The sequence below is a fragment of the Gemmiger formicilis genome (genome assembly GCF_016901605.1).
Lineage (GTDB): Bacteria > Bacillota > Clostridia > Oscillospirales > Ruminococcaceae > Gemmiger > Gemmiger formicilis_B.
This window is the reverse complement of the sequence record NZ_JACJKP010000002.1, coordinates 22692-44044: the sequence shown is the minus strand read 5'-3', so window position 1 is coordinate 44044 and position 21353 is coordinate 22692. Positions and strand designations below refer to the sequence as shown.

Below are 21353 nucleotides of genomic sequence, written 5' to 3'. Positions count from 1 at the left end.
TTTTCAAAGTACTCCTGATTTTCCATGCCATCCGGTGCACGGAAGTACGGCAATTTTGTATCGCCAAACGTAAATTCAAAGTTGCATTTTTCTGCAATCTTATTAGTGTTTTCGCAGGCTTCCGGCACCATGGAGAACAGATCATACATTTCGTCCGCACTTTTCAGATAGAATTCATCTGTCTGAAACTCCATGCGGTCCGCATCTGCAATAGTCTTTCCCGTCTGGATGCAAAGCAGAATACTCTGCATTTTTGCATCCTCTTTGGTAATATAGTGCGCATCGTTGGTTGCCACCATCGGGATGCCCGTTTCCCGGGAAAGGCGCATCAGCTGAGGCAGAACTACCTGGTCTTCTTCCAGGCCATGATCCTGCAGCTCAATATAATAATTTCCCTCACCAAACAGGTCCTGGTAATACAGCGCTGTGCGTTTGGCTCGTTCGTAATCCCCCGCCAAAATCGCCTTGGGCACTTCTCCCGCCAGACAGGCCGAAAGACAAATCAAGCCTTCATGGTGCTGCTCCAACAGTTCTTTATCAATGCGGGGCTTTGAGTAAAAGCCGTCGATAAATCCAGCCGACACCAGCTTGATCAGGTTTTTATATCCTGTTTCGTCTTTGCACAACAAAATCAAATGGCTGTTACCATCAATCCGGTTTACCTTATCAAACCGGGTACGTGTTGCGACATATACTTCACAGCCAATGATGGGCTTGATCCCCGCCGCTTTTGCTGCATCAAAAAACGCGACGCTTCCATACATGACACCATGGTCCGTAATGGCACAGGCAGTCTGCCCCATCGATTTCAGATGTTCAAACATCCGATCAATGCGGCAGGCTCCATCCAACAGGCTGTACTCTGTATGCACATGCAGATGGGTGAATTGTCTTGTTGTAACGTCAGGCATGGTTGGTTTCCTTTTCCGTTTGGGATGGCTCCGACAGACGCTTTGCCGCCTCCTGGATTCGTTTGAATCGATGGGACAGACCTGCTTTGCTCACCGGCGGGTCCATCTTCTGGGCCAGTTTGGCCAGCGGAAGATCCGGATACTGCATACGCAGTTCTGCGGTCTGGCGCAGAGCTTCCGGCAGTGTTGCCAGCGCATCGGCTTCTTTCAGACGTTCGATCGCCATTTGTACCTGTACGGCTGCCTGTACACTTTTTCCCAGGTTGGCCGTCTCGCAGTTGGAAAGACGATTCGTCTTATTTCGCATTTCATTATAAAGGCGCTGGTCCATTATGCGCATGGCAGCGCCTCCTGCCCCCATAAAAGTCAGCAGATCTTCGATATGGTCCGCTGCTTTAATATAAACCGTATTGGCACCTTTTCGCAACGCACGGTGGGGGTGAAAATCATGTTCCGCCAGCATGGCTTCCAGCTGTTGGGACAGGTAGTGGCGCGTGGACAGGAACTCCAGATTATAACTTTTTTCCGGGTCTGTCATTGTACCGCAGCACAAAAAAGCGGTTGCAATAAAAGTCTGCATACACTTTTGACATTTAAAGTGTTCCGGCCGAATGCGCAGTGTGGGTTCTTTTCCGGTGTGTCCAAACAGATCCAGCATTTTGGGAATCTGATCTTCCGCTTTTACGCTGAACTCAAAAACCGGTCCGGTGGGACGTTCTTTTCTGAGAACCTCTCCTTCAATTCCACAGCGGCGATAAGATTTTTGGGCAAAAATCGCCACGCCTTCATTTTCGGTCTGCAAAACAACACCGCGGTCATCAAAATACTTACCAAAACAGGCCACCGCATAAGCGGCGGCCACATTGCAACAAGGTTTTGTGATTTTGTGACGCAATATCTCGTTCTTTACTTCTTGTGAAAAACTCAAACGATGATCCTCCTTAGGATTGCGTCAAAAAGATTACAGTGTTCTTTTTGCATCACGATGCTGAACACTGGGGGCATACCCCAGCTTTTGACAAAATTCGCCAATCTTGCGTGCGAATGTAATAGAGCGATGTTTACCACCCGTACAACCCACCGCAATCATCAACTGGCTTTTGCCCTCCTTAACATACAGGGGCAGCGCATATTCCAGCATGTTTTCATACCGGTTCAGCAGTTCTTGTGATTCCGGCGCCGCCATAACATAGTCCACAACCGCCTGATCCATTCCCGTGAGGTTCTTCAATTCCGGTACATAGAACGGATTGGGCAAGCAGCGAACGTCCAAAACCAGATCCGCTTCCTGCGGAAGTCCGTACTTAAAACCGAACGAAACCACCGTCAGGGCCATCGGACATTTACCCTTATCCAAAAACAGGCTGCATACCCGTTCTTTATTCTGGGCGGCGCTCAACAGCGAAGTGTCAATCACATATTTGGCACGGCTGCGCAAAGGCTGCAGCAGCCGCCGCTCCCGTTCGATGGCTTCCTCGACAGAAACATGATCGGTTATCGTAATGGGATGCTGACGGCGCGTTTCTTTATAACGCCGCTGGATGGTGTTGCTATTGGCATCCAAAAACAGAATTTCGTATTCAATTTTTTTGGCGTCAAGATCTGCCAGCGCCTGCTCCAGCTGATCGCTGTTGCGCACACCACGTACATCCATGACGACCGCTACACGGCTGAGCTGGTTTTCGCCCTGCAAGGCAAAGTCCACGATACGCGGAAGCAATGCCACAGGAATGTTATCAATGCAAAAGAAGCCAATATCCTCCAAAGCATTGACCGCCATCGATTTGCCTGCCCCCGAAAGGCCCGTAACGATCAAAAAGTTCATTTTGCACTTCGCCCCTTATTTTACCACTCGAATTTCACGTTCCAGCACATAGCCAGTCTTTTCCCGGACAATACGCTTGACTTCTTCTGTCAGTGCAACCACGTCCGCACAGGTTGCACCGCCTTTGTTGATGACAAACCCACAGTGTTTTTCGCTGATTTGTGCGCCACCCACAGTAAAACCACGCAAGCCGCACTCCTCAATGAGTCGTCCCGCAAAAGCGCCCTGAGGACGCTTGAATGTGCTGCCGGCACTGGGCCATTCCAGCGGTTGCTTTTCTCTGCGTCGCTCCAGATACTCCTGCATCTGTGCCAGAATTTGGGCAGCGTCACCCTTTTTCAACCGCACCGTTGCGCTTAAAACACACCAGGATGGATTTTTTTCAAAGATACTGGTTCGATATCCCATATTCAGTTCCGAAACAGGCAAGGTATGCAGCTGCAATTCCTCATCCAGATAGGAAACCGATTCCAGAACATCCTTTAACTCGCCGCCGTAAGCCCCGGCATTCATATACACGGCGCCACCGACAGTTCCAGGAATGCCACAGGCAAATTCCAAGCCTGTCAATGCCCGCTGCTGCGCCTCTGCGCAGAGACGTCCGAGCGTCATTCCGGCTCCTACCGTAAGCAGAACTTCTTGCTGCAGTTCCTGCGCGGCAATTGAAGGCGTGAGACCGCGCAAATCAATCACTGCACCATCGAACCCTTCGTCTGAAAACAGCGTATTGGAACCGTTTCCTAGCAGGTAAAACCGTGCGCCGACCTTTTTGCAGCATTCCAAAGTTGTGCGCAGTTCTTCCGCATCGTGAGGGGTACACCAAAATTCAGCCGGGCCGCCAATTCGGAACGTCGTATGTGCCGCCAGCGGCTCCTGCTCTGCAAACGGAAGTCCTGCCGCCTGCAGTCCGGCTCTCAGTTCTGCCTTTAATTGCTCGTGCATGTCTTCTCCCCTTGCCGGTTTTTTCTCGGCAATTTTTCAATCAAATCGAGCTCTCCAGTGCAGCCGCACCAATCACGCCAGCATCGTTACGGAGCTCGCAGGCGCGGATTTCGGGTACACGGCCACTGGTAATATCATGGGTCTCCTTTTCCACATAAGCACGCACGGGTCCCAACAGCGTTTCGCCCTGGTTGGATACGCCACCGCCCACACAGATGACTTCCGGTTCAAAGGTATTCACCACGTTGGCAAGGCCGCAAGCAACATATTCCATCCAGTTGTTCACGACCTGTTTGGCCAATGCATCACCCTTAGCCATGGCGTCAAACGAAGTCTTGGCATTCACATGGTCAATATCGGGCACCAGCTTCCACATAAGGGTATCGCTGTGTTCTTTCATAGCCGCTTTGGTATCTTCCGTCAAAGCACGTGCGGAGGCATAACGTTCCCAGCATCCACTGCGGCCGCAGTTGCATTTACGTCCGCCCTTGACGATTACCGTGTGTCCCATCTCGCCGGCCGCAAAGTTAAAGCCGCGGATAATCTTGCCACCCAGAATGATGCCGCTGCCGATACCGGTTCCCAAGGTGATTACGACGGCGTCCTTGTAGCCTTTTGCACCGCCTGCAATGTACTCACCAAAGGCAGCTGCATTGGCGTCGTTTTCTACATACACCTTGCAGCCCAGCAGTTTTTCCATATCAGGGCCCAGGTTCCAGTCATAATAACCGAAGTTGGTGTTGTAGCCCACAAAGCCAGTGGTAAAATTCACACTGCCGGGCGTTCCGATTCCCACATATTTTACGTCAGAGAAAGCAACGTTATTCTCTTTTGCAACTGCACGGCAAAGGTCGGCCAGCGCATGTTCCAAATCTGCTGCGGGACGGGGCAGCCGTGTAGCCCAAGTGATTTTGCCTACGATCTCATAGTTTTCGTTTACCAGGCCAGCGGTCATGGTGGTGCCGCCCAAATCAATTCCAATAGTATATTGACTCATAATAAAATGCCTCCAATTTCTTCCGCACAGCGTCGGCCATGCAGTTTTAATTCTTGTACCAGGTTTTCACGGGTTGCATTGACGATCAGTTCTTCCGGGAAGTTCATCTCTTCCAACATGGCATACAGCGGCGGCAATGCGTTCAACAACCGCCAGGCACTGTGTGCGTCGCTGTCCACGGCAATATGGCAACCATTCTTCAAACAGGCCGCCAACAATGCCCGCATATTGGGAATGCCATCTTTTCTCACCGAAAAAGAACCTGCGTTCAGTTCCACTACTTTGTGGTTTTTAGCAAACGCTTTGGTCACCAGATCATAATCGTACCGATAGTTTCCCTGTTCGGAATGTCCAATGCAGTCTACATAAGGGTTTTCCGCCACATTCAACCAAATCCGATTTGCCTCTTTGCGTGTCAGAAGTCCCGGCATACACGGGCTATGGATGGACACTACCACCCAATCCTGTACCGCCAGCTGATTTTGCGATAAATCCAAACCGCCTTTGGTATCCATTACATTGGCTTCGGCGCCATAAAGCATAGCCACACCGTTAATTTTTCTTGGCAGCGCATTTCCGTTAGAAAAGTGCCAGATGTGCGGCGAGTCCGGCATGGCCGGAGCATGGTCCGTAATGGCCAGGGCACAGTATCCCGCTTCTTTGGCAGCTACCGCCATTTCGTTGACGGTCTGGTAAGCATGTGTGGCACACAGCGTATGTGTGTGCAGATCTGCAATCATCTGCATGTACTCAATATCTCTCTTTTCCCTAATATACTTTACAGCGAAATATCATCCTGCAATCCCAGCTGGGCCAGCAGCTCCTTCGCTGCGTTGTAGCCCATTTCCTTGGTGCGGTTGTTGATTGCTGCTGTTTCCAGAATGACGGCAAGATTTCTTCCCGGCATAACCGGAATCAACATGCTGGGAACCTTGACGCCCAGAATATCGTAATATTCCGTGTCCAGTCCCGTACGATCATAATTTTTGGTACGGTCCCACGGTTCAAGCTGAACCACCATCTCAACTTCCACACTGCTGCGTACAGAGCCAATGCCAAACACGTGCGCAACGTTGATAATGCCAATACCGCGCAGTTCGATAAAGTGACGGATATTGGCGGGAGCTGTTCCCAAAATGCTGCGATAAGAAACACGCCGGAGCTCCACAGCATCATCCGCAATCAGCCGATGGCCACGTTTGACCAGTTCGATGGCTGTTTCGCTTTTACCTACACCGGAATCGCCCAAAATCAAGATTCCTTCGCCGTAGACCTCCACCAACACACCGTGCCGTGTGATTCGAGGCGCCAGTTCGGTGTTCAGTGTAGTAATCAGTACACCCATCAAAGCGGATGTCATTTCGGTAGACATCAGCAAGGGGACCGAGTACTGTTTCGCATATTGCATCATCTCAGAAAGAGGCTGCATATTGCGGGTCAAAATCACTGCGGGAGGTTGGAAAGAAAAAAGTTTTTCCAACCGCATATTCCGCAGAGAGGTAGAAAGTTCCTCCAGGTAAGACATTTCTGTCAAACCGATGATTTGCACACGGGTATTATCGAAGTTCTCATAATAACCGGCCAGTAGAATACCGGGACGATACACCTCAGTCGCGGTCACTTTGACCTTGTCCAACTCACAAGGAGTATATGCCACCGTCAGATTGGCTTCCTGCGCCAATTTTGCAAGGGATACAGAAAATTCAGACACAACCAAACGCCCCTTTCATGAGGTATTCAATATTAGTCTTATTATACCGTACCCACTGTTTTTTGTACAGGGGTGACAATGCGGCCGCAACAAAAAAATCCCTGCCACACTCCGGCAGGGATTCTTCTTATTCTTTAGCGGGACGCAGCGCTGCAAATTCTTTCTGCACAAAGCGCTGCAACCACAGCAAAGTTTCTGCTGCCGCCCAAACTGCGACCAGATAGACCAAAAACAGGAATGCTGTATCCCGGCGTGACAACGCCGCCAAATCAAAATGTTCCGCCATGCTCTGAATCAGCACGTGGTGAACCAAAAATACCGCATAGGAGAGCTTGGCAGCCTTACCGCAGATGGCTCTGGGCCACGGATAATCCAGAAAGGAAGATACACCTTCCAGCAAAATAAAAATCATCATGCTGAAAAGAGCACAGGTAACTTTGCTGTCATATCCGGAGAGTGCTACCGTTCCAACTGCCAGAAAAGGCACCAGAACTGCCTTCACTTTTTTGTTCCACCGCAAATATTGCATTCCGAACAAAAACTCGATCACATGGATTGCCACCAGATGGGCATCCACCCCGGAAAGATGAATGGGCAGGCAAACAGCCAGTGTACAGATCCAAGTGATCCAGGGATTACGTTTCAGGCCACGCTGCAGCAGCGGAAAAAGAAGGTAGAGAAAAAGAATACTTCCCAAGAACCACTCGCCCACACAAGCGAAGTCTGTACCAACCCATCCGGCCGCTACCGCAAAATTATCCAAGCCCAATACCGTCAGCAGCAAGGTCGGGGTTTTGGCTGCCGCATAATAGCCGGGTTTTGTGACAAAACGAATGGAAAAGCATACAATCCAAGCAAGCCAAAACAGCGGATAAATCGCCTTTGCACGCTTTTTATAGAATGTCAGCCATCCCTGCTTTTCCGAAACAGTCAGTGCAAGCGCCGCCCCCGAAACAATGAAAAATAGAGAAGAGCCAAAATCTCCCAAATAAATCCCAAAGGGCAAAACACTTGCAAACAGTTTGTGCGGCAATGTGAAGTAACCCGTAACCGTAGCATTAAAGTGAATGATAAGAATCGCCACCAAAGCCACAGCCCGGATAAAATCCAGATAAAACAACCGTTGTTTTTTGATGTTCCTTCTCCCCTTTTATCTTGTCAACGCAGAATCTTATGCTTGATTAGGCGTCCCAGCTGCTTTGCTACCGAACCAATTTCGCCCGACTTCAACACACCGGCAGTGTATGGTTCGGCTCGTGCCGCTGCCTGCGCGCAGGATTCAAATGTTGCACTGTAATAACCATTCTGTTGGGCCTGCAACGGCAAAAGCCACGCATCCCGTATATTGGATACTGCCGGGATACCTTCCGGGAATGCAGCTTTACGAACCAGTACCCATCCTGCAAGCAACGGAAGCGGCGGCTCATTGTCCAACGGGACCGTTACCTGGTGTTTCAGCCAGGTGTAATCTTTTTCCCATTGCGTATAATTGGCCCGAATGGCCTGTGGCCACAGCGGAAGTTCCGGTGCCGCGACCCCCAGCATCGGAAAACGCCGGAAAAGATCCTTGATCTGCAGCAGCTGTTTTTCTGCCTGTTCTGCGCTCTGCTGCAGATACCATTGGGAAACGGTATCGCACACGGGGCTTTCGAAACGAATCAGACACAAATCAGATTCTTCCCAAGGCTCCGGCGCAGTTTTCCCCGCACAGGGCAAAAGATAATGCCAGTGCATGTTTTTTCCCATTGCCGAAAGCGTATGGTCTTTCAGCAACGCTTGTATCAGATCATCTACCGGGTAATCCGTTTCTCTGCTCAGATATTTGTACAGGTCTTTTGCTGCGTTTCCATCAGTACGCCGAAGCTCATCCTCATAGGGCGTAAAAAAGCTGCGGCGCTTGAAAAACGGGCACGCACGGTGTTCTACAAGTTCGCGCGGGCATGCCATAATGGGATTCACAAAGATTGCTTTCAGATCCTCTGTCTGCACATAGCTGTCCCAGACAAAACCTTGCTTTTCAAAATAATCTGTGAATCTTGTTTCATGGCAAATGATAGACTCTTCATAGCTTTGGGGCAATTTCATCTGCTCCCAATACTCCCAAAAAGCGTCCTGCCGCATCATAGGCTGGCGAACAGCCAAAAAATGAGACTGCAGATGCTCCGGTACAGAACCGCCGAACCGACGGCTTTGCATAGCATAATGGCGCGTGAGCCCCCAGAAATCCAACGTGTTGCGCTGTTCCATTTCCCGGAACATATTTTCCAGCGGACAAACAGGCCCCGCGAGGGTATAATTCATCAGTACAAGTTCATCATAGGATGCGACTTGTTCTCTTCCAAGCGTTAGCAGCGCCTGGCGATAAGCTCCCACATCGAGGCCCACGTTGTCCCGTTCCAGAACCTGCACATTATGTTCTGCAGCCCATACATGATCGTCCTGGCGCAGGGTTCCGTTGGTTACCAGAAACACTTCCGCCAAAGGCAGCAATGCCTCCACTGCAAAACGGCAGGGCCCGTCAAGCAAGCCCTGCGCGTCATAGTGAAAGTAAATCACCAACCGCTTCATACGGTCAATCCTCATAGGGACCATGCCGGGGGCCCAAAATAGCCCGCTTGGTCATGATCAATCCTTTATAGGCGGGCGCAGGCAGATTATCCCGCAACCAGTTACGCGCATGCCGCCGCCGTGTGTTGGCATAAGGACCATACACACCAAACAAATGCTTTTTGGCTGCAAACGCAGTGGCCGCCGTAGCTGACGCCCAGAAAGTAGTGCAGTCAAACACCCGTGCCAACGGACGAATCAGCCCCGTGGCGTACGCCTGCATAGTATCATTGCGCAACACGGCAAAGCTGCTGCTCATTACAACCGCCGGATAATATCCGGCGGCCTGTGCCACAAAAGGATAAATGCGCTCAATGGCATGGCTGATTGTTCCATCCTGCGGCAGCGGTTCCGGCGGGAAGTCCGTATGCTGCCAACCATGTGCAAACAACGGTTCCAGCGCTTTGGGTCGGAACCAAAACACACTGCCAAAAGGGGCAATGGGAGACTCTTCGCCCGAGATGGGAACGTCCAACCCCAACTGCTTCAGCAGTTTTTTGGTATTCTCAAAATTGGGTCCCCAACCGCCCGAGCACATATTCATAAAATACAGTCCATGGGTAGGATACGGAGGACACAATATTCCCAAATACGGATCATTTTCAAATTCGCACAGCACATTGAGTACGTGTGCCGAGTTCTTGCATACGTTTTCGTTGCAAACATATCCAAAGCTGGCGCCTACACTGCCCGGCTTCGTCTGAATCGCTTTTTTGTCATGCATAAAGCAGGCGTAATCATATTCCCGCAGATGCGGTGCAAGATCACACAGAAAAGCCGCTACATCCCGACCACGATTTTCTACGGCAAAAACTGTTACGCTGTGTACATTCAGTGTGGAAAAAGCCGCCTCGATCTGCTGCTTTTTTTCTACACTGTTCGTAGACACAAACACATCCGTTTGCGGCGGGAATTTTGCAGCAAACGCCGCACTTTGGTCCAGCATATCCATAAAATACAAATGCATAGCCAGTGCAATACGCTTATTCTCGCAAATTTGCTCAGCTGCTTGTGCATTCTGTACGGTAGGTTGGATAATGCGCGTCAACCCCAGATTACGGGTAAAATCATGGGGGTGCATGGTCCGGATCATGTTTTTCCAAATCAGATCCATCGGGTAATCTGTTTCGTTCTGCAAATAATCATACAGTTCGCGAACAGGTTCTCCGGCGGTATCGTTCAGATACGCTTCCATGCTATGCATAAAGCTACGGCGCTTGAACAACGGGCATTTTTTATCCCGCAGCAAACGAACCGGGCAGACCAGCAAGGGATAATCGGTAAAATCTTTCAGATCATCCGTTTTGACATACACATCCCATTTAAAGCCGCGGTCTTCAAATTGTTTGGTAAAAACAGCCTCATAGCGCTGTACCGAATCGGTATAGCTTTCGATCATCGGCATTTCATTCCAATAGGCCTGCAGTTCCGGGCTTTGCACAAACCGCTTACGATATACAATAAAATGCGACTGGATATGCACCGGAAGATACCGGTACAGATGCTTTCCTTTGAAGGGATTGGTTTTGGCACCATGATGAATGCTGAGACCCCAGAAATCCAGATCTTCGTTCCTGGCCATCTCGTCAAACATTTCTTGCAAAGGACGCACCGGTCCCATCAGCGTGGAGTTGGTGATCACGATCTCATCAAATTCCGACAACCGTTCCCATCCGTAATAGTCCAGTGCCGTCTTGTATGCCCAAACATCCAGACCTTTGTTTTCTCTAACCAGAATCTGGTCTGTAAACTGTTCAAACGCCTTGCGTCCCTGGTCGCTGAGCTTGCCGTTACATACCACAATCAATTCGCTCAAATTTTTTGCCAGGTCTGCCAGATAATAGGTGATGAATTCATCTACATCGCCATTTTTCTCGTAGAAGAAGAAAATTCCGAGTCTTTTCATATCCGTTCCTTTTCCAGAATTCGATTGATTCTTGTAGCGTCGCCCCAGGTTCCCGGGCTATCATACGGGCGATCAGGGAACGCACCGTAATCCAGTTTGATTTTGAAGTTCTTTTCCTTCAAGAAATTTTCCACGCGGTCAGCAAGCGACTGCGGTTTGCCTGTGCATACGTTGATAATGCCATTGACTTCACTTTGCACACTGGCTGCCACAATCATATTGGCCAGTTCTTCCACGTCGATAAAATCATACAGATTTTTTCCGCTGGTAAACGGGAACGTTTTCTTGCCTTCCTCCTCTGCCTGTGTGAGTTTGGCAAAAATCGAACTGCCATGCGCCTCGTCACCGGTAATATAGTAGGCCCGCAGCCAATGCAGCTTGCAGGGGCCATCGGCCATCGAAAGCATCAGACTCTGGCGCAGTGCGTTTTTGGCAATACCGTACTGACTTTGCGGCTTGCAGGGCGTACTTTCATTGATAGGCCCTTCCCAGTATCCGACTTCATGCATTGTCCCCATTACACTCAAGGACTGCAGACCGCCTTCAACCATATGATTCAGAAAAACCACATGGGACGACAAATCCTTCATGTGTGCCGAGGAATTATGGCGGAAACCATCTCGCCATGCAAGGTGAATACAAACATCCGGGCTTCCCAGCTGACGAAAAATATCCCGATCACCGCTGAAAATCGGCACATCGCAGAACTCCGCTCTTTCGTCCAATCCCTTGAACGCAAAGTCTGACGCAATGACACGATATCCTCGATCCAATGCATTTTTTACAACATGGCGGCCAATATATCCCGCCGCTCCGGTCACCAGAATCGTTTTCATGGCAATTCCTCACTTATCTCGTGCTATCGTCACTTGAAAGTAAATCATACAGCCGCTGCATATGAAGCTGATAAAGCAAGATTGCAGCCGTTTTCTTTTTATTTTCTCCCGCAATCTGCAAAAAGTCAAGTGTTTTGGAAGGACATCGGGACAATACCTCCCGCAGTGTACGCCAGGCATACTTCCGTAAAGCCGCGGGCGCACCGGCATCACGCAGTTGATGCATCAGGAACGTGACGGCTTCTGCCTTGCGCAGCAACCAAACCGTACTTTTTTCGGATTCCTCACAGCGCTGCTGGATGGCCGCATATTCCGACTCCATCCAGGGGTTCAGTGCACGGACTCTTGCACACAATGCTTTGGAGGACTGGCATAGTGAAGTACTTTGCGCGCCCTCAAAGTGTCGGTATACTGCCTGGGGAAGATAAATGGCACGATCCGTTTTACGGTATACAGCCATATTGAAAATAAAATCTTCCAATCCATACCGGCACCGTTCATCAAAGCGGATGTCTGCCAATATTTCCCGGCGATACAACGCGTTCCACACAAATTGTGGTCCGCTGTTTTTCAAAAAAGCCGCATATCCGTCTTTTTGCATGCGGCAGACTTGCCCCGGGGAATGTTTCTGCTTCTGGTATGTACCATCGGCATTTTCCCGAAAAAGTTCATAGTCTGCGCGAACCACATCCGCTTGTTCTGACTGGGCTGTATTTAATAAAAGACGCAACGCGCCAGACAGCAGAATGTCATCATCATCACAAAACGCAATATATGCGCCGCTGGCTGCATTCAAGCCGCGATTCCGTGCCGCACAAATCCCCGCATTTTTTTGTGCAATGACTTTTACACGAGGATCTCTCAAGGAAAGTTCATGACAAATGGATGCGGTTTCGTCGGTAGAACCATCATCGATCAGCAGCAGCTCCATCGAACGGATGTTCTGCGCAAGGATCGAAGTCACGGCATCTCGCAGTGTTGACGCCGCATTATAAACGGGAACGATTACACTGAGCTGTGTCGTCACATTGCGTTCTTCCCTTTCCGTTTATTTTTTCATTGCCAGATAGATCCGCTCATACGGCAACGGCCAGCGCAGCAGGCGTTTCATAAATCCGATTTTCCAGCGCGCGTCACGGAAATCCCGTACAGCAGCATTCGGATTGCACAGGTAGACGTGAAGCGGTCTGGGCACTGCCAGCGTATAGGTGCCGCCATCCTCCACCGTTAATGGTCCCATCAATTCCAGCTGCTCTTGGGTCGGATTGCCCATCAACTGCAAAAACGGATGAATAGCGGTTTTCGGTGAAAAGACCAGATTTTTTAATACGCTTGCCTGCCACGCATGCGCAAAAGCTTTTGCCCCGCCTTGTATCTCTTCTATTACCTTTTCAGGCTCCTGAGTTTCACGGCGCACCGTGAACGTAGTTTCCTGCTTTCGGTAACCGGATACCGAGCCAATATCTTCCGAAATCAGCCTTTCCAAAATCGGTTGACCAGCCCAATACAGCAGGGCCTCTTTCTGCGACAGAGAAAGATAAACCCCTACCCTGTCTGACGACAGACGTTCCTGCAGGCGTTCATCTCCCGAAAGCTGTAACCCATACAATTTGATCGAACACAAATGTTCCAACAACATCTGTGTTGTGCCGCCGCTTCCTATATCAACCAGAATATCGCCCTGCCGGATACCTGCATTCTGTAGATATCCCAATACTAGAGAAGCATTTTTATTTGCCTGCAAGGCGTTCAACAACGTCCTCAAATCCGCAGAAGTCCCTTTTTTCAAGTCAAACTTTTTCTCGGAATATTCCGGAGGGCACAATGCACCGCAGTAATCGGCAATCTGTTGTCCTGTCAAAATCTGTCTGGGCAGCGCAGCGGCAAGCAAGGAATCGTTTCCTTCTGCCAGTAAAACGGGGCAGAGGCTGCGGCGCGAAACCTGCAGATATTCTGTTGTTTCTTCCGGGTACAGCATCCCGTAGATTTCGCGAGTGAGATACATATCTCGCGCCAAAAAGAAAATTCTGGCTTCGGGATGCTGCAATCTGCGTTGATGCAACCACCGGCAAAAACCAATCTCCAAGGGCCCCAGTACCGAAAAGCCCAGTTTACCGGCACGAGTCATATCCCCAGAAATCCGATTTTCTATAAATGAGCGAACCGCTCCACTTTCCAAGGTTTCTTCCGTCTTTTTCTCCATAACCGGAAGATGCCAGGCAGGTATTCCAGCCAGCGCTGCCCCCATCACATCCGCACGCCAACTGTCTCCTATAAATAAGACCTGTCCGGCCTTAAGACCCGTTTCGCGCAAAAAGCGCCGAAACAGTCCTCCACTTCGCTTTTGGATTCCATATGAACAGGATACAAAGCCGCCATCCAGCTCGTATCCGCACTTTTTCAACATGGCGGAAATCTGTTCGGGTGGCAGGTACATATCCGAAATATAATATAAGCGCTTCCCTTGTGCCTGAAGGGTGCGTACTGCGGCCAGTACCGGCAGATTGGGTACAACGGCATCCATCTCCATGGCACATTCTTGTGCAGGATCATATGCCTTCATACACGGCTGGGCATAAATTTGTGCCAGCGTTACCTCTCCGTGTATCGCGGCCCTCACTTCGGTTTCCGCCTGTACCCTTGCTCGCGCAAACTCTTCACCGCAAAGGGCAAACAGATCTGTAGGCTTTGCCACATCCCGCTTCAACAGCGTATCAAATACATCAAACGCCACAGCTTTATAGGGGGCTGCCCGGCGTATAATTTTTATGGTAATATTCATGACAGATAGGAAATCCGGGGTCTATACCGAACCCCTTCCGCAAATCCTTTCCAGATAATTGAAATCCGCGCACAGCGGCTTCCGCGAGAATCCAAAACTACCTGTACCGTATGCCACAAATCTTTAGCCAATAACCACAGCCAGCCGCGAATACCTTCACGGCGGTAAAGCACCACATCGTTCCGATAAAAATAGCGATATCGCTCCCAGCGTGCCGGTACATCCGTGGCAATATTGACCGTTCCGGGATTTTTCATGGCATGAACCACACGACTTTCCGATGCAACATAGCACGGAAGCTCTTTTGAAATGCGGCGGGTATATTCCCAGTCATCCGACCAGATGAAAAAGTCCGCAATGGGGATGCCGAACTTCTTCACGATATCTGTGCGCAAAAACAAAGACACAAAACTCGCCATAACAGCCGGGACTTGGTTTTCGGTATATCCTTCCACATCGGTGTAGGGCGTCTTTCTTTGCCGATTCATAGGCTGGTCTGTACCATCCGGAGCAAGCGCTCTGCTGGACAGCCAACCGTACTTTCCTTCCAGTTTCCGGTCACATTCCAACAGATTTTGCAATGCTTCCCGCTCCGGAATCGTATCATCATCCATTAGCCACAGGGCATCATACCCTGCCATCGCCGCCTCTTTGACGCCATAGGCAAAGCCTCCGGCGCCACCCAGGTTCTTACCTGTATTTCTGTATACCAGATTTTCCAGATGCATTGCCTGTACTGCCGTTTGTGTTCCGTCAGTGCTGGCGTTATCAATCACCCAGATCGCCTCCAGATGGGCACTCTGCGCTGCTAACGCCTGCAAACATTGCTGAAGAAGCGGAAGTCTGTTATAGGTGACCACCACTGCGGCTACACGTAATTTTTCATTCATCATTTTTCGGGAAAAATTTGCGCTTCAAAAAAGCACATCCTTTATGCAGCCAGTTCTGATGCTCCATATACACAAGATCCAGCTCTTCGTAACTGATATTATTGGTAATTAACCACGCATCCAACAATCGTTCACTGACAAAACCGAATACCCGTCTATCATTGTCCGAGTAACCGGTCATGTCGAGCTCTTTCTCGAGCTCAAACAGAATGTCAAACAGCCAGGTGCAGTAATGGCAAAGAAGCTCTCGCTTCATCACAAACATATTAAAGTGATGCCCGTGTGTTTTGGACATGTACATATCATAAGCCGGGAGATATTCCGGGCATTTGCGTTCGATGATTGCCCGGGTTACCGCCAGGTCCTGTTTGTGATGTGCATGGATGTACTGGGTATAATTGGTCTCGATAAAATAATGCCGTTCCTTGGGCAAAACCACATTTGTAGTTGCCAGAATGGCACTCAATTCCTCATGACCGATCACCCGTTCTTTTTTGGGGGCAAAGATACTTTTTTTGCGGCTGCCGAAGTAACGCCGGTAGTGCACAATGCCAATATAATCCGAATCAATATTGTGCGCCGCCCAGTACAAACCGGTCAGCTCACAAAAATTGGCATTACGTTCCGAAATATTTTCGCCGGTGTCATCACCAATATAACCAATTGCCGGATGAACGGCATGCCCCATCTGGACCGGAAGATACATAGGATCGTCCGGAACCCAGTACGGTTTATGTGTAGCAATGATTATGGTTGTCTGCAAAGTGGTCTCCCCGCTTCGTTCCTGCGGCATATCCATCGCTTCGGCATGCCGCTGTGCTCTACTTATATTCAGAATTTAGTATAGCGCTTTTTCGTCAGAATACAAGTTACAGAACGGTAACCGCCTCAGTCACCGTCAGCCTCAAATTCTTCCTGCTCCTGTGCAAGACGTTCCCATTCATCGAACAGTTCCTGCTGATGGAATCTCGTATCATCCAATTCATCGCACTTATCGCGCAGCAAAACATGATCCCGCAACACTTCCGGATCATTGATCTCGTTTTCCAGCTCCACAATATGGGCGCCCAATTCTTCGATTTCGTTTTCAACAGCTTTGAGCCGGGCCCGCACTTCTGCACGGCGGCGCCGTTGTTCTTTCCCGTACGCCTGCTTTTTGGCGCTGGATTCCGTACCGATATTGCTGCTTTGTTTACTGTTGTCGCGATTTTTGAAAGCCTCAAAGTTCGGATAAAACTGTGCTTGACCGTTTTCCAGATAGAGAATGGGACATGCCAAAGTCTGCATCAAGTAGCGATCATGTGTAACCAAGAGCAAGGTCCCAGTATATGCTGCCAAAGCCTGGGTCAAACTTTCCCGCATATAAATATCCAGATGGTTCGTGGGTTCGTCCAGGAACATCAGGTTGGGACGCTCAAGTGCCAGTTCCGAAAAGCGAAGGCGTGCCAATTCGCCGCCGGATAACTGTGCGCAATCTTTGAAAACTTCCTCTCCGCGGTATCCGAATCGCGCCAAATGACTGCGCACTTCCAATTCCGTAAAACGCGGATATTGGTTCCAGATGGCATCAATCACACGGCCGGCGCGCCGCGCCTGCTGCTGTGTGAATACCCCCGGCTTGGCACCGCTGCCCAAACGGACCATTCCGCCGGAAGGTCGCCTTTTGCCGTCCAAAACCTGGAGCAAGGTGGATTTTCCTGTGCCGTTGGGGCCTGCGATAATCAGCTTGTCGCCGCGATGTACGGTATAGTCCAGCTGATCAATCAAGGTTCTGTCACCGATTCGAACGGTGAGGTTTTTCATAATCACCAGTTCGTCGTAAGGCTCTATATCATACTCAAAGCGAAAACTGAGTTCCCGGGCTTCAACTTCCGGGGCATCCACAATCTCCAGCTTTTCCAGCTGTTTCCGTCTGCTTTGCGCCATCTTGGTTGTGGAGGCGCGCACAAGATTCCGATCAATATAATCTTGCAGTTTGGCTGCTTTTTCCACGGCTGCATCATGCAGTTTTTGCTGCCGTTCATCAGCTGCTTCACGCTGCGGCAGATAGGCAGAATAATTTCCGCGATACGTATTGATCGTTTTTCCGCGCAATTCCCAGATTTTTGTACAGACCGCATCCAAAAAGTATCGGTCATGACTGACTACCAGTACAGCACCGCGGTATGCCTTCAGGTAATTTTCCAGCCAATCCATGGTTTCGATATCCAAATGGTTGGTGGGTTCGTCCAGAATCAAAAGATCCGGCCGTTCCAGCAACAGTCTTGCCAGGCGTAATCTGGTTTGTTCCCCGCCGGAAAGCACCCCGGCCTGTTTTGTCCATGTTTCTGCCGGGAAGCCCATACCATTGAGTACCTTTTTTATTTGGGTGTCCATTTGGTATGCGTCCATGGCATCGATTACCGCATTGCACTGTGCAATTTCTTCCTGAACAGAAACATTATTCGGTTCTTTGGCCAACTGTTTTTGAAGGATTTCCATGCGTTGCATGGCCTTTGTAGCAGGGTTAAAAGCCAATTTCATGGTCGCGTAAACATCCAGCGTCGGGTCCAGATGGGCGTTCTGCTCCAAATATCCGCAGGTCACACCGTTTCCGAAAGCGGCATCGCCGGAATCCGGAAGACTCTCTCCGCACAGAATTCGCAGAAGTGTTGTCTTTCCCGTTCCATTCGCGCCAATAATACCAATTCTGTCGCCGCGTTCTACGCTCGCATTGACATTTTGCAGAACTTCATGCTCTCCAAAACTTTTCCCAAGTTCTTGCAGTTCTAGCAACATAGTGCTTCTTCCTTGTTTCCTTTTTCCAAAATATGCCGCTGCCCTATAAAAAGGCAACGGCACCAGCCTGCAGTCTGTACCCAGACTCAGGCTTCGTTACTGTGACGACGGTTCCGCACGCCGATATTTTCCAGCTCTTCCGGTTCCATCACCAGTTTATACAGTTCTTCATACGAATGAATTTCGTACTCCGGGTGAACTTCTGTAGTGTTTTCCTCATTCTTGAAATTCACCCAGCAGGTATCGATTCCTGCATTCTGACCGCCCTTGATATCTGCCAGCAGATCATCACCCACCATAAGCACCCGGCTTCGGTTGGTGATTCCCAAATCTTTAAGAACGTGTTCGAAGAGTTTTGCAGACGGCTTGGCAGCTCCAATTTTTTCCGAGATATACACGCCATCCATATAGCGTTCCACACCGGAATCCCGGATTCTTGCCTGCTGTACCGCTACGGCACCATTGGACACGATTGCCAAGGTTGCTACTTCACCCAGCTCTTCCAATGCTGTTAGCGCACCGGGAAGGACATCGGCGTGGGTAGCCAAAAGTTCCTCGTACCGGTCATTCATAGCATGGCTTTTGCCGTTATCCGGCGCACCAATAGCCTGCATAAAACGCAAAAATCGAGTCTGAAACAGCTTTGCTTTACTTAATTTTCCTTTTGCCAGCGCATCCCACAATTCCCGGTTCACCTTATGGTACACTTCGCACACCTGTGCATCGTGCGGCAAACCGTATTCGGACAGCATATCTGTAAGTGCCTGACGTTCCGCAGCGTCAAAATCCAGCAGAGTGTTATCGACGTCCAGCAAAACGCACGTATATATTGCCATTATCTGCTCCTTCTGTCAAATTCTTTATGCAGCCGCATAACGTTCCACTCACCGCTTAGCCATCTTACTCCGAGGTGGATTCGGAACTCGTAGCAAGTGTAGGAGTCGGCGCAGGTGCCGGTACTGGAGTCGGTGACGGTGTCGGCGAAGGCGTCGGAGTTGGTGCTGCAGAAACTTTCAGCTCAAACACAGCCTCCGCCCCATTGTTTTTGGCACGGAGATGGTAGGTTCCTTCCTGGTTTGCGGTGAATGTCACCTGATCGCCGGTAGCAGTCCAGGAAGTTTCATCGCAGCTCCAAGTCACATCCCCCTGCTTGTTTTGCACATTTGCATTCAGGGTCGTGCTTCCGCCTGCCGTAATGGTACTGGTACCGCTGATGCTGATTGCCGTGGGATCGGATTGGACGGTAACTGTAATCTGTGCGGTGGAGAAGGTTCCATTAATTTCAATACCCGCTTTCACGACATAGCTTCCCGCTTCGCTGGGGGTAAAGGTAAAGGTTCCTCCGTTCATTTCCATCTCGTCGTTGACGGCCCATTGAACGTTGCTGTTATCGTAGCTCTTTCCGCCCAATTTTACTGTTGCCGTAATGGATACAGACTCGCCTTTTTTAATGGTTGTATCACCGCGATCCAACGTAAGCTCCACACGAGCATCGTTGAACATTGCCGTAACAGAAATGTCTTTCATAACCACATCATAGCGCGTTGCATCTGTAACTCCGTCGCTCCACTTATAGAAGGTATACCCTTCTGCAGGAACTGCTGTGACGCTGACTTGCGACCCAGATGTGGTTTGAATATCCAAGCTGGATACCCCGGTTTGTCCGTTGCCGGTCAGGGTTCCCTTGCTGGCATCTTCCACCGTGTAACTGGCGGTCAATTTGGTTGGTGTTGCAGAAGGCGTAGGCGTAGCCTTTTCTGCGTCACCGGAAGCCTGCGCAGCACGTTTGGGGATATCGTTTGTATCCGGGCGGGTATCATCCGTATTGTAAGCGTGAGACTTCACGTACTCCAAAAAAGCACTGGCGCCCGCAGCGTTCCATGTGCCGGAAGATTCGTCCAGATAGCTGCTTTCTGCATAGCCTTTGCTGTCCTTCAATACTTCGGCAGTATTGAGGTACTTGTACCCCATATCATTGCAGGCAACGGCAATTGCCTGATTGAACTGGTCAATAATGGTTTGCTTTTCAGCGGCATTTTCACTTTCTTGCGAAACCGGCGGAATGGCACACGCAATAATATCACAATACGAATAAGAATTTTTGATATTCTGCAAAGCCTGTTTATAATCGCCGGTAAACTCATCTACCGAAACACTACCGTCCACATCGTTGCTTCCGATCATAACATAAACACGGCGCGCTTTCATTTTGGCAATTGCCTGCGGAATGGTATACGTATTGGAGTCATCCTCGAACGCCACACAGCTTTCCTTCAGGAAGTTAGAAATTTTCAAATCCTCTTTGCCTGCGTACTGGTCCAGCGTGATGCGTCCGTCTTTTTGTAGCGCCAATGCGGTGCGGTCACCCACAAACAGACTTTCTGTTATGTAAGAGTCATCCGCGGAATTATCTGTTAGGATTGCTTCCAGACTCGTGTCCAGCGGATACAGATCCGGATCGTACGCGTCACCGGTTCCGAACAGATTCAGACTTTGCGGCAAAATCCATGCCACCACAAAACTTAGTACGACCGCCAAAACGCAAACCGCCAAAACAATACAGGCTTTACGCTGAACGGGGCTAAGACCGGATTGGGTTCGGGACTGTTTACGGCTCATCGGTAACGGTGACCTCCTTGGATATAAAGCAGAGATGGCTTATAGCCAAACCCCACCTAGTATAAACAACGCTATTATAACACAAAATCAAAGTTTTGAATATCCTTTTTCAAAAAATGTCAGACATTACAAAAGCGTTACAAACCTTGGATCTTGGCAGAGTCGAAGGCATAGATGCGTAGGTTTCTGCAATAGCAACAAATGCGTTACACCACGCAGCCCCACTTGTTAGACTGTATTCTCCTTTTATTTAGCATAAAGCGTTTTCTTTACATCGACGGAAGAACGGCGAAAGTTTTTTCAATAAAAAATGAAAAGCTCCCCAGTGAGTGATTTTACTATACAAAAAAAGAGCTGTGAAGCTTAAGCTTCACAGCTCTTTATAGCTGACCTTGATGGCCCTTGTTTGGTCCGAGTGGCGAGAGTCGAACTCACGGCCTCTTGAACCCCATTCAAGCGCGCTACCAAACTGCGCTACACCCGGTCAGAACTGGGCTGTCTCGAATCAGCTTGTTTATTATAGGCCCTTTTGCAAAAAATGTCAACACC

18 protein-coding genes and 1 tRNA gene are annotated in these 21353 nt (G+C 49.7%); all 19 read right to left on the bottom strand.

Annotated elements, in window-relative coordinates; translation table 11 throughout:
- Positions 1-911: PHP domain-containing protein (locus H6B10_RS00460; RefSeq protein WP_204648947.1), on the bottom strand; the 911-nt coding region annotated here is incomplete at its 3' end.
- The gene (whiA, locus tag H6B10_RS00455; RefSeq protein WP_204648946.1) at positions 904-1839 is read right to left on the bottom strand and encodes a DNA-binding protein WhiA; all 936 of its coding nucleotides are present in this window, start codon (positions 1837-1839) and stop codon (positions 904-906) included. The genes whiA and H6B10_RS00460, both read right to left, overlap by 8 nt.
- A gap of 33 nt (positions 1840-1872) precedes the next feature.
- A complete protein-coding gene (gene rapZ, locus H6B10_RS00450; RefSeq protein WP_204648945.1) occupies positions 1873-2736 on the bottom strand; it encodes an RNase adapter RapZ in 864 nt (287 codons plus the stop codon).
- 15 nt (positions 2737-2751) lie between these two features.
- The gene (murB, locus tag H6B10_RS00445) at positions 2752-3678 is read right to left on the bottom strand and encodes a UDP-N-acetylmuramate dehydrogenase (RefSeq protein WP_204648944.1); all 927 of its coding nucleotides are present in this window, start codon (positions 3676-3678) and stop codon (positions 2752-2754) included.
- 40 nt (positions 3679-3718) lie between these two features.
- Positions 3719-4675 (bottom strand): ROK family protein, encoded by a 957-nt coding sequence (locus H6B10_RS00440; protein WP_204648943.1) that lies wholly within the window; start codon positions 4673-4675, stop codon positions 3719-3721.
- Positions 4672-5421, bottom strand: a complete 750-nt coding sequence (locus tag H6B10_RS00435; RefSeq protein WP_204648942.1) for a phosphatase — start codon at positions 5419-5421, stop codon at positions 4672-4674. The genes H6B10_RS00440 and H6B10_RS00435 overlap by 4 nt, the downstream gene beginning before the upstream one ends.
- Before the next feature lie 32 nt (positions 5422-5453).
- Complete coding sequence (gene hprK, locus H6B10_RS00430; protein ID WP_204648941.1) at positions 5454-6386, bottom strand: HPr(Ser) kinase/phosphatase; 933 nt, start codon at positions 6384-6386, stop codon at positions 5454-5456.
- Between the two features lie 127 nt (positions 6387-6513).
- Positions 6514-7506, bottom strand: a complete 993-nt coding sequence (locus H6B10_RS00425; RefSeq protein WP_275951040.1) for an acyltransferase family protein — start codon at positions 7504-7506, stop codon at positions 6514-6516.
- A gap of 38 nt (positions 7507-7544) precedes the next feature.
- Positions 7545-8954 (bottom strand): rhamnan synthesis F family protein, encoded by a 1410-nt coding sequence (locus tag H6B10_RS00420; RefSeq protein WP_204648939.1) that lies wholly within the window; start codon positions 8952-8954, stop codon positions 7545-7547.
- A gap of 4 nt (positions 8955-8958) precedes the next feature.
- On the bottom strand, positions 8959-10899 hold the full coding sequence (locus H6B10_RS00415) for a rhamnan synthesis F family protein (protein ID WP_204648938.1): 1941 nt from the start codon (positions 10897-10899) through the stop codon (positions 8959-8961).
- Positions 10896-11735: an NAD-dependent epimerase/dehydratase family protein gene (locus H6B10_RS00410; protein WP_204648937.1), complete on the bottom strand. Its 840-nt coding sequence runs from the start codon at positions 11733-11735 to the stop codon at positions 10896-10898. The genes H6B10_RS00415 and H6B10_RS00410 overlap by 4 nt, the downstream gene beginning before the upstream one ends.
- A gap of 13 nt (positions 11736-11748) precedes the next feature.
- Entirely contained in the window at positions 11749-12762 is a 1014-nt protein-coding gene (locus tag H6B10_RS00405; RefSeq protein ID WP_204648936.1) for a glycosyltransferase, read from the bottom strand.
- Between the two features lie 21 nt (positions 12763-12783).
- Positions 12784-14517: an HAD family hydrolase gene (locus tag H6B10_RS00400; RefSeq protein WP_204648935.1), complete on the bottom strand. Its 1734-nt coding sequence runs from the start codon at positions 14515-14517 to the stop codon at positions 12784-12786.
- Positions 14514-15410, bottom strand: coding sequence for a glycosyltransferase (locus H6B10_RS00395; protein ID WP_204648934.1), 897 nt, complete (start codon positions 15408-15410; stop codon positions 14514-14516). The genes H6B10_RS00400 and H6B10_RS00395 overlap by 4 nt, the downstream gene beginning before the upstream one ends.
- Positions 15400-16206 (bottom strand): DUF4422 domain-containing protein, encoded by an 807-nt coding sequence (locus H6B10_RS00390; protein ID WP_275951039.1) that lies wholly within the window; start codon positions 16204-16206, stop codon positions 15400-15402. The genes H6B10_RS00395 and H6B10_RS00390 overlap by 11 nt, the downstream gene beginning before the upstream one ends.
- An 89-nt stretch (positions 16207-16295) precedes the next feature.
- Complete coding sequence (locus tag H6B10_RS00385; RefSeq protein WP_204648933.1) at positions 16296-18185, bottom strand: ABC-F family ATP-binding cassette domain-containing protein; 1890 nt, start codon at positions 18183-18185, stop codon at positions 16296-16298.
- A gap of 86 nt (positions 18186-18271) precedes the next feature.
- Complete coding sequence (locus H6B10_RS00380; protein WP_204648932.1) at positions 18272-19021, bottom strand: YjjG family noncanonical pyrimidine nucleotidase; 750 nt, start codon at positions 19019-19021, stop codon at positions 18272-18274.
- 64 nt (positions 19022-19085) lie between these two features.
- Positions 19086-20723: a GDSL-type esterase/lipase family protein gene (locus H6B10_RS00375; protein ID WP_204648931.1), complete on the bottom strand. Its 1638-nt coding sequence runs from the start codon at positions 20721-20723 to the stop codon at positions 19086-19088.
- Positions 20724-21211: 488 nt separating this feature from the next.
- A tRNA-Pro gene (locus H6B10_RS00370) sits at positions 21212-21288 on the bottom strand.
- Positions 21289-21353 lie beyond the last annotated feature (65 nt).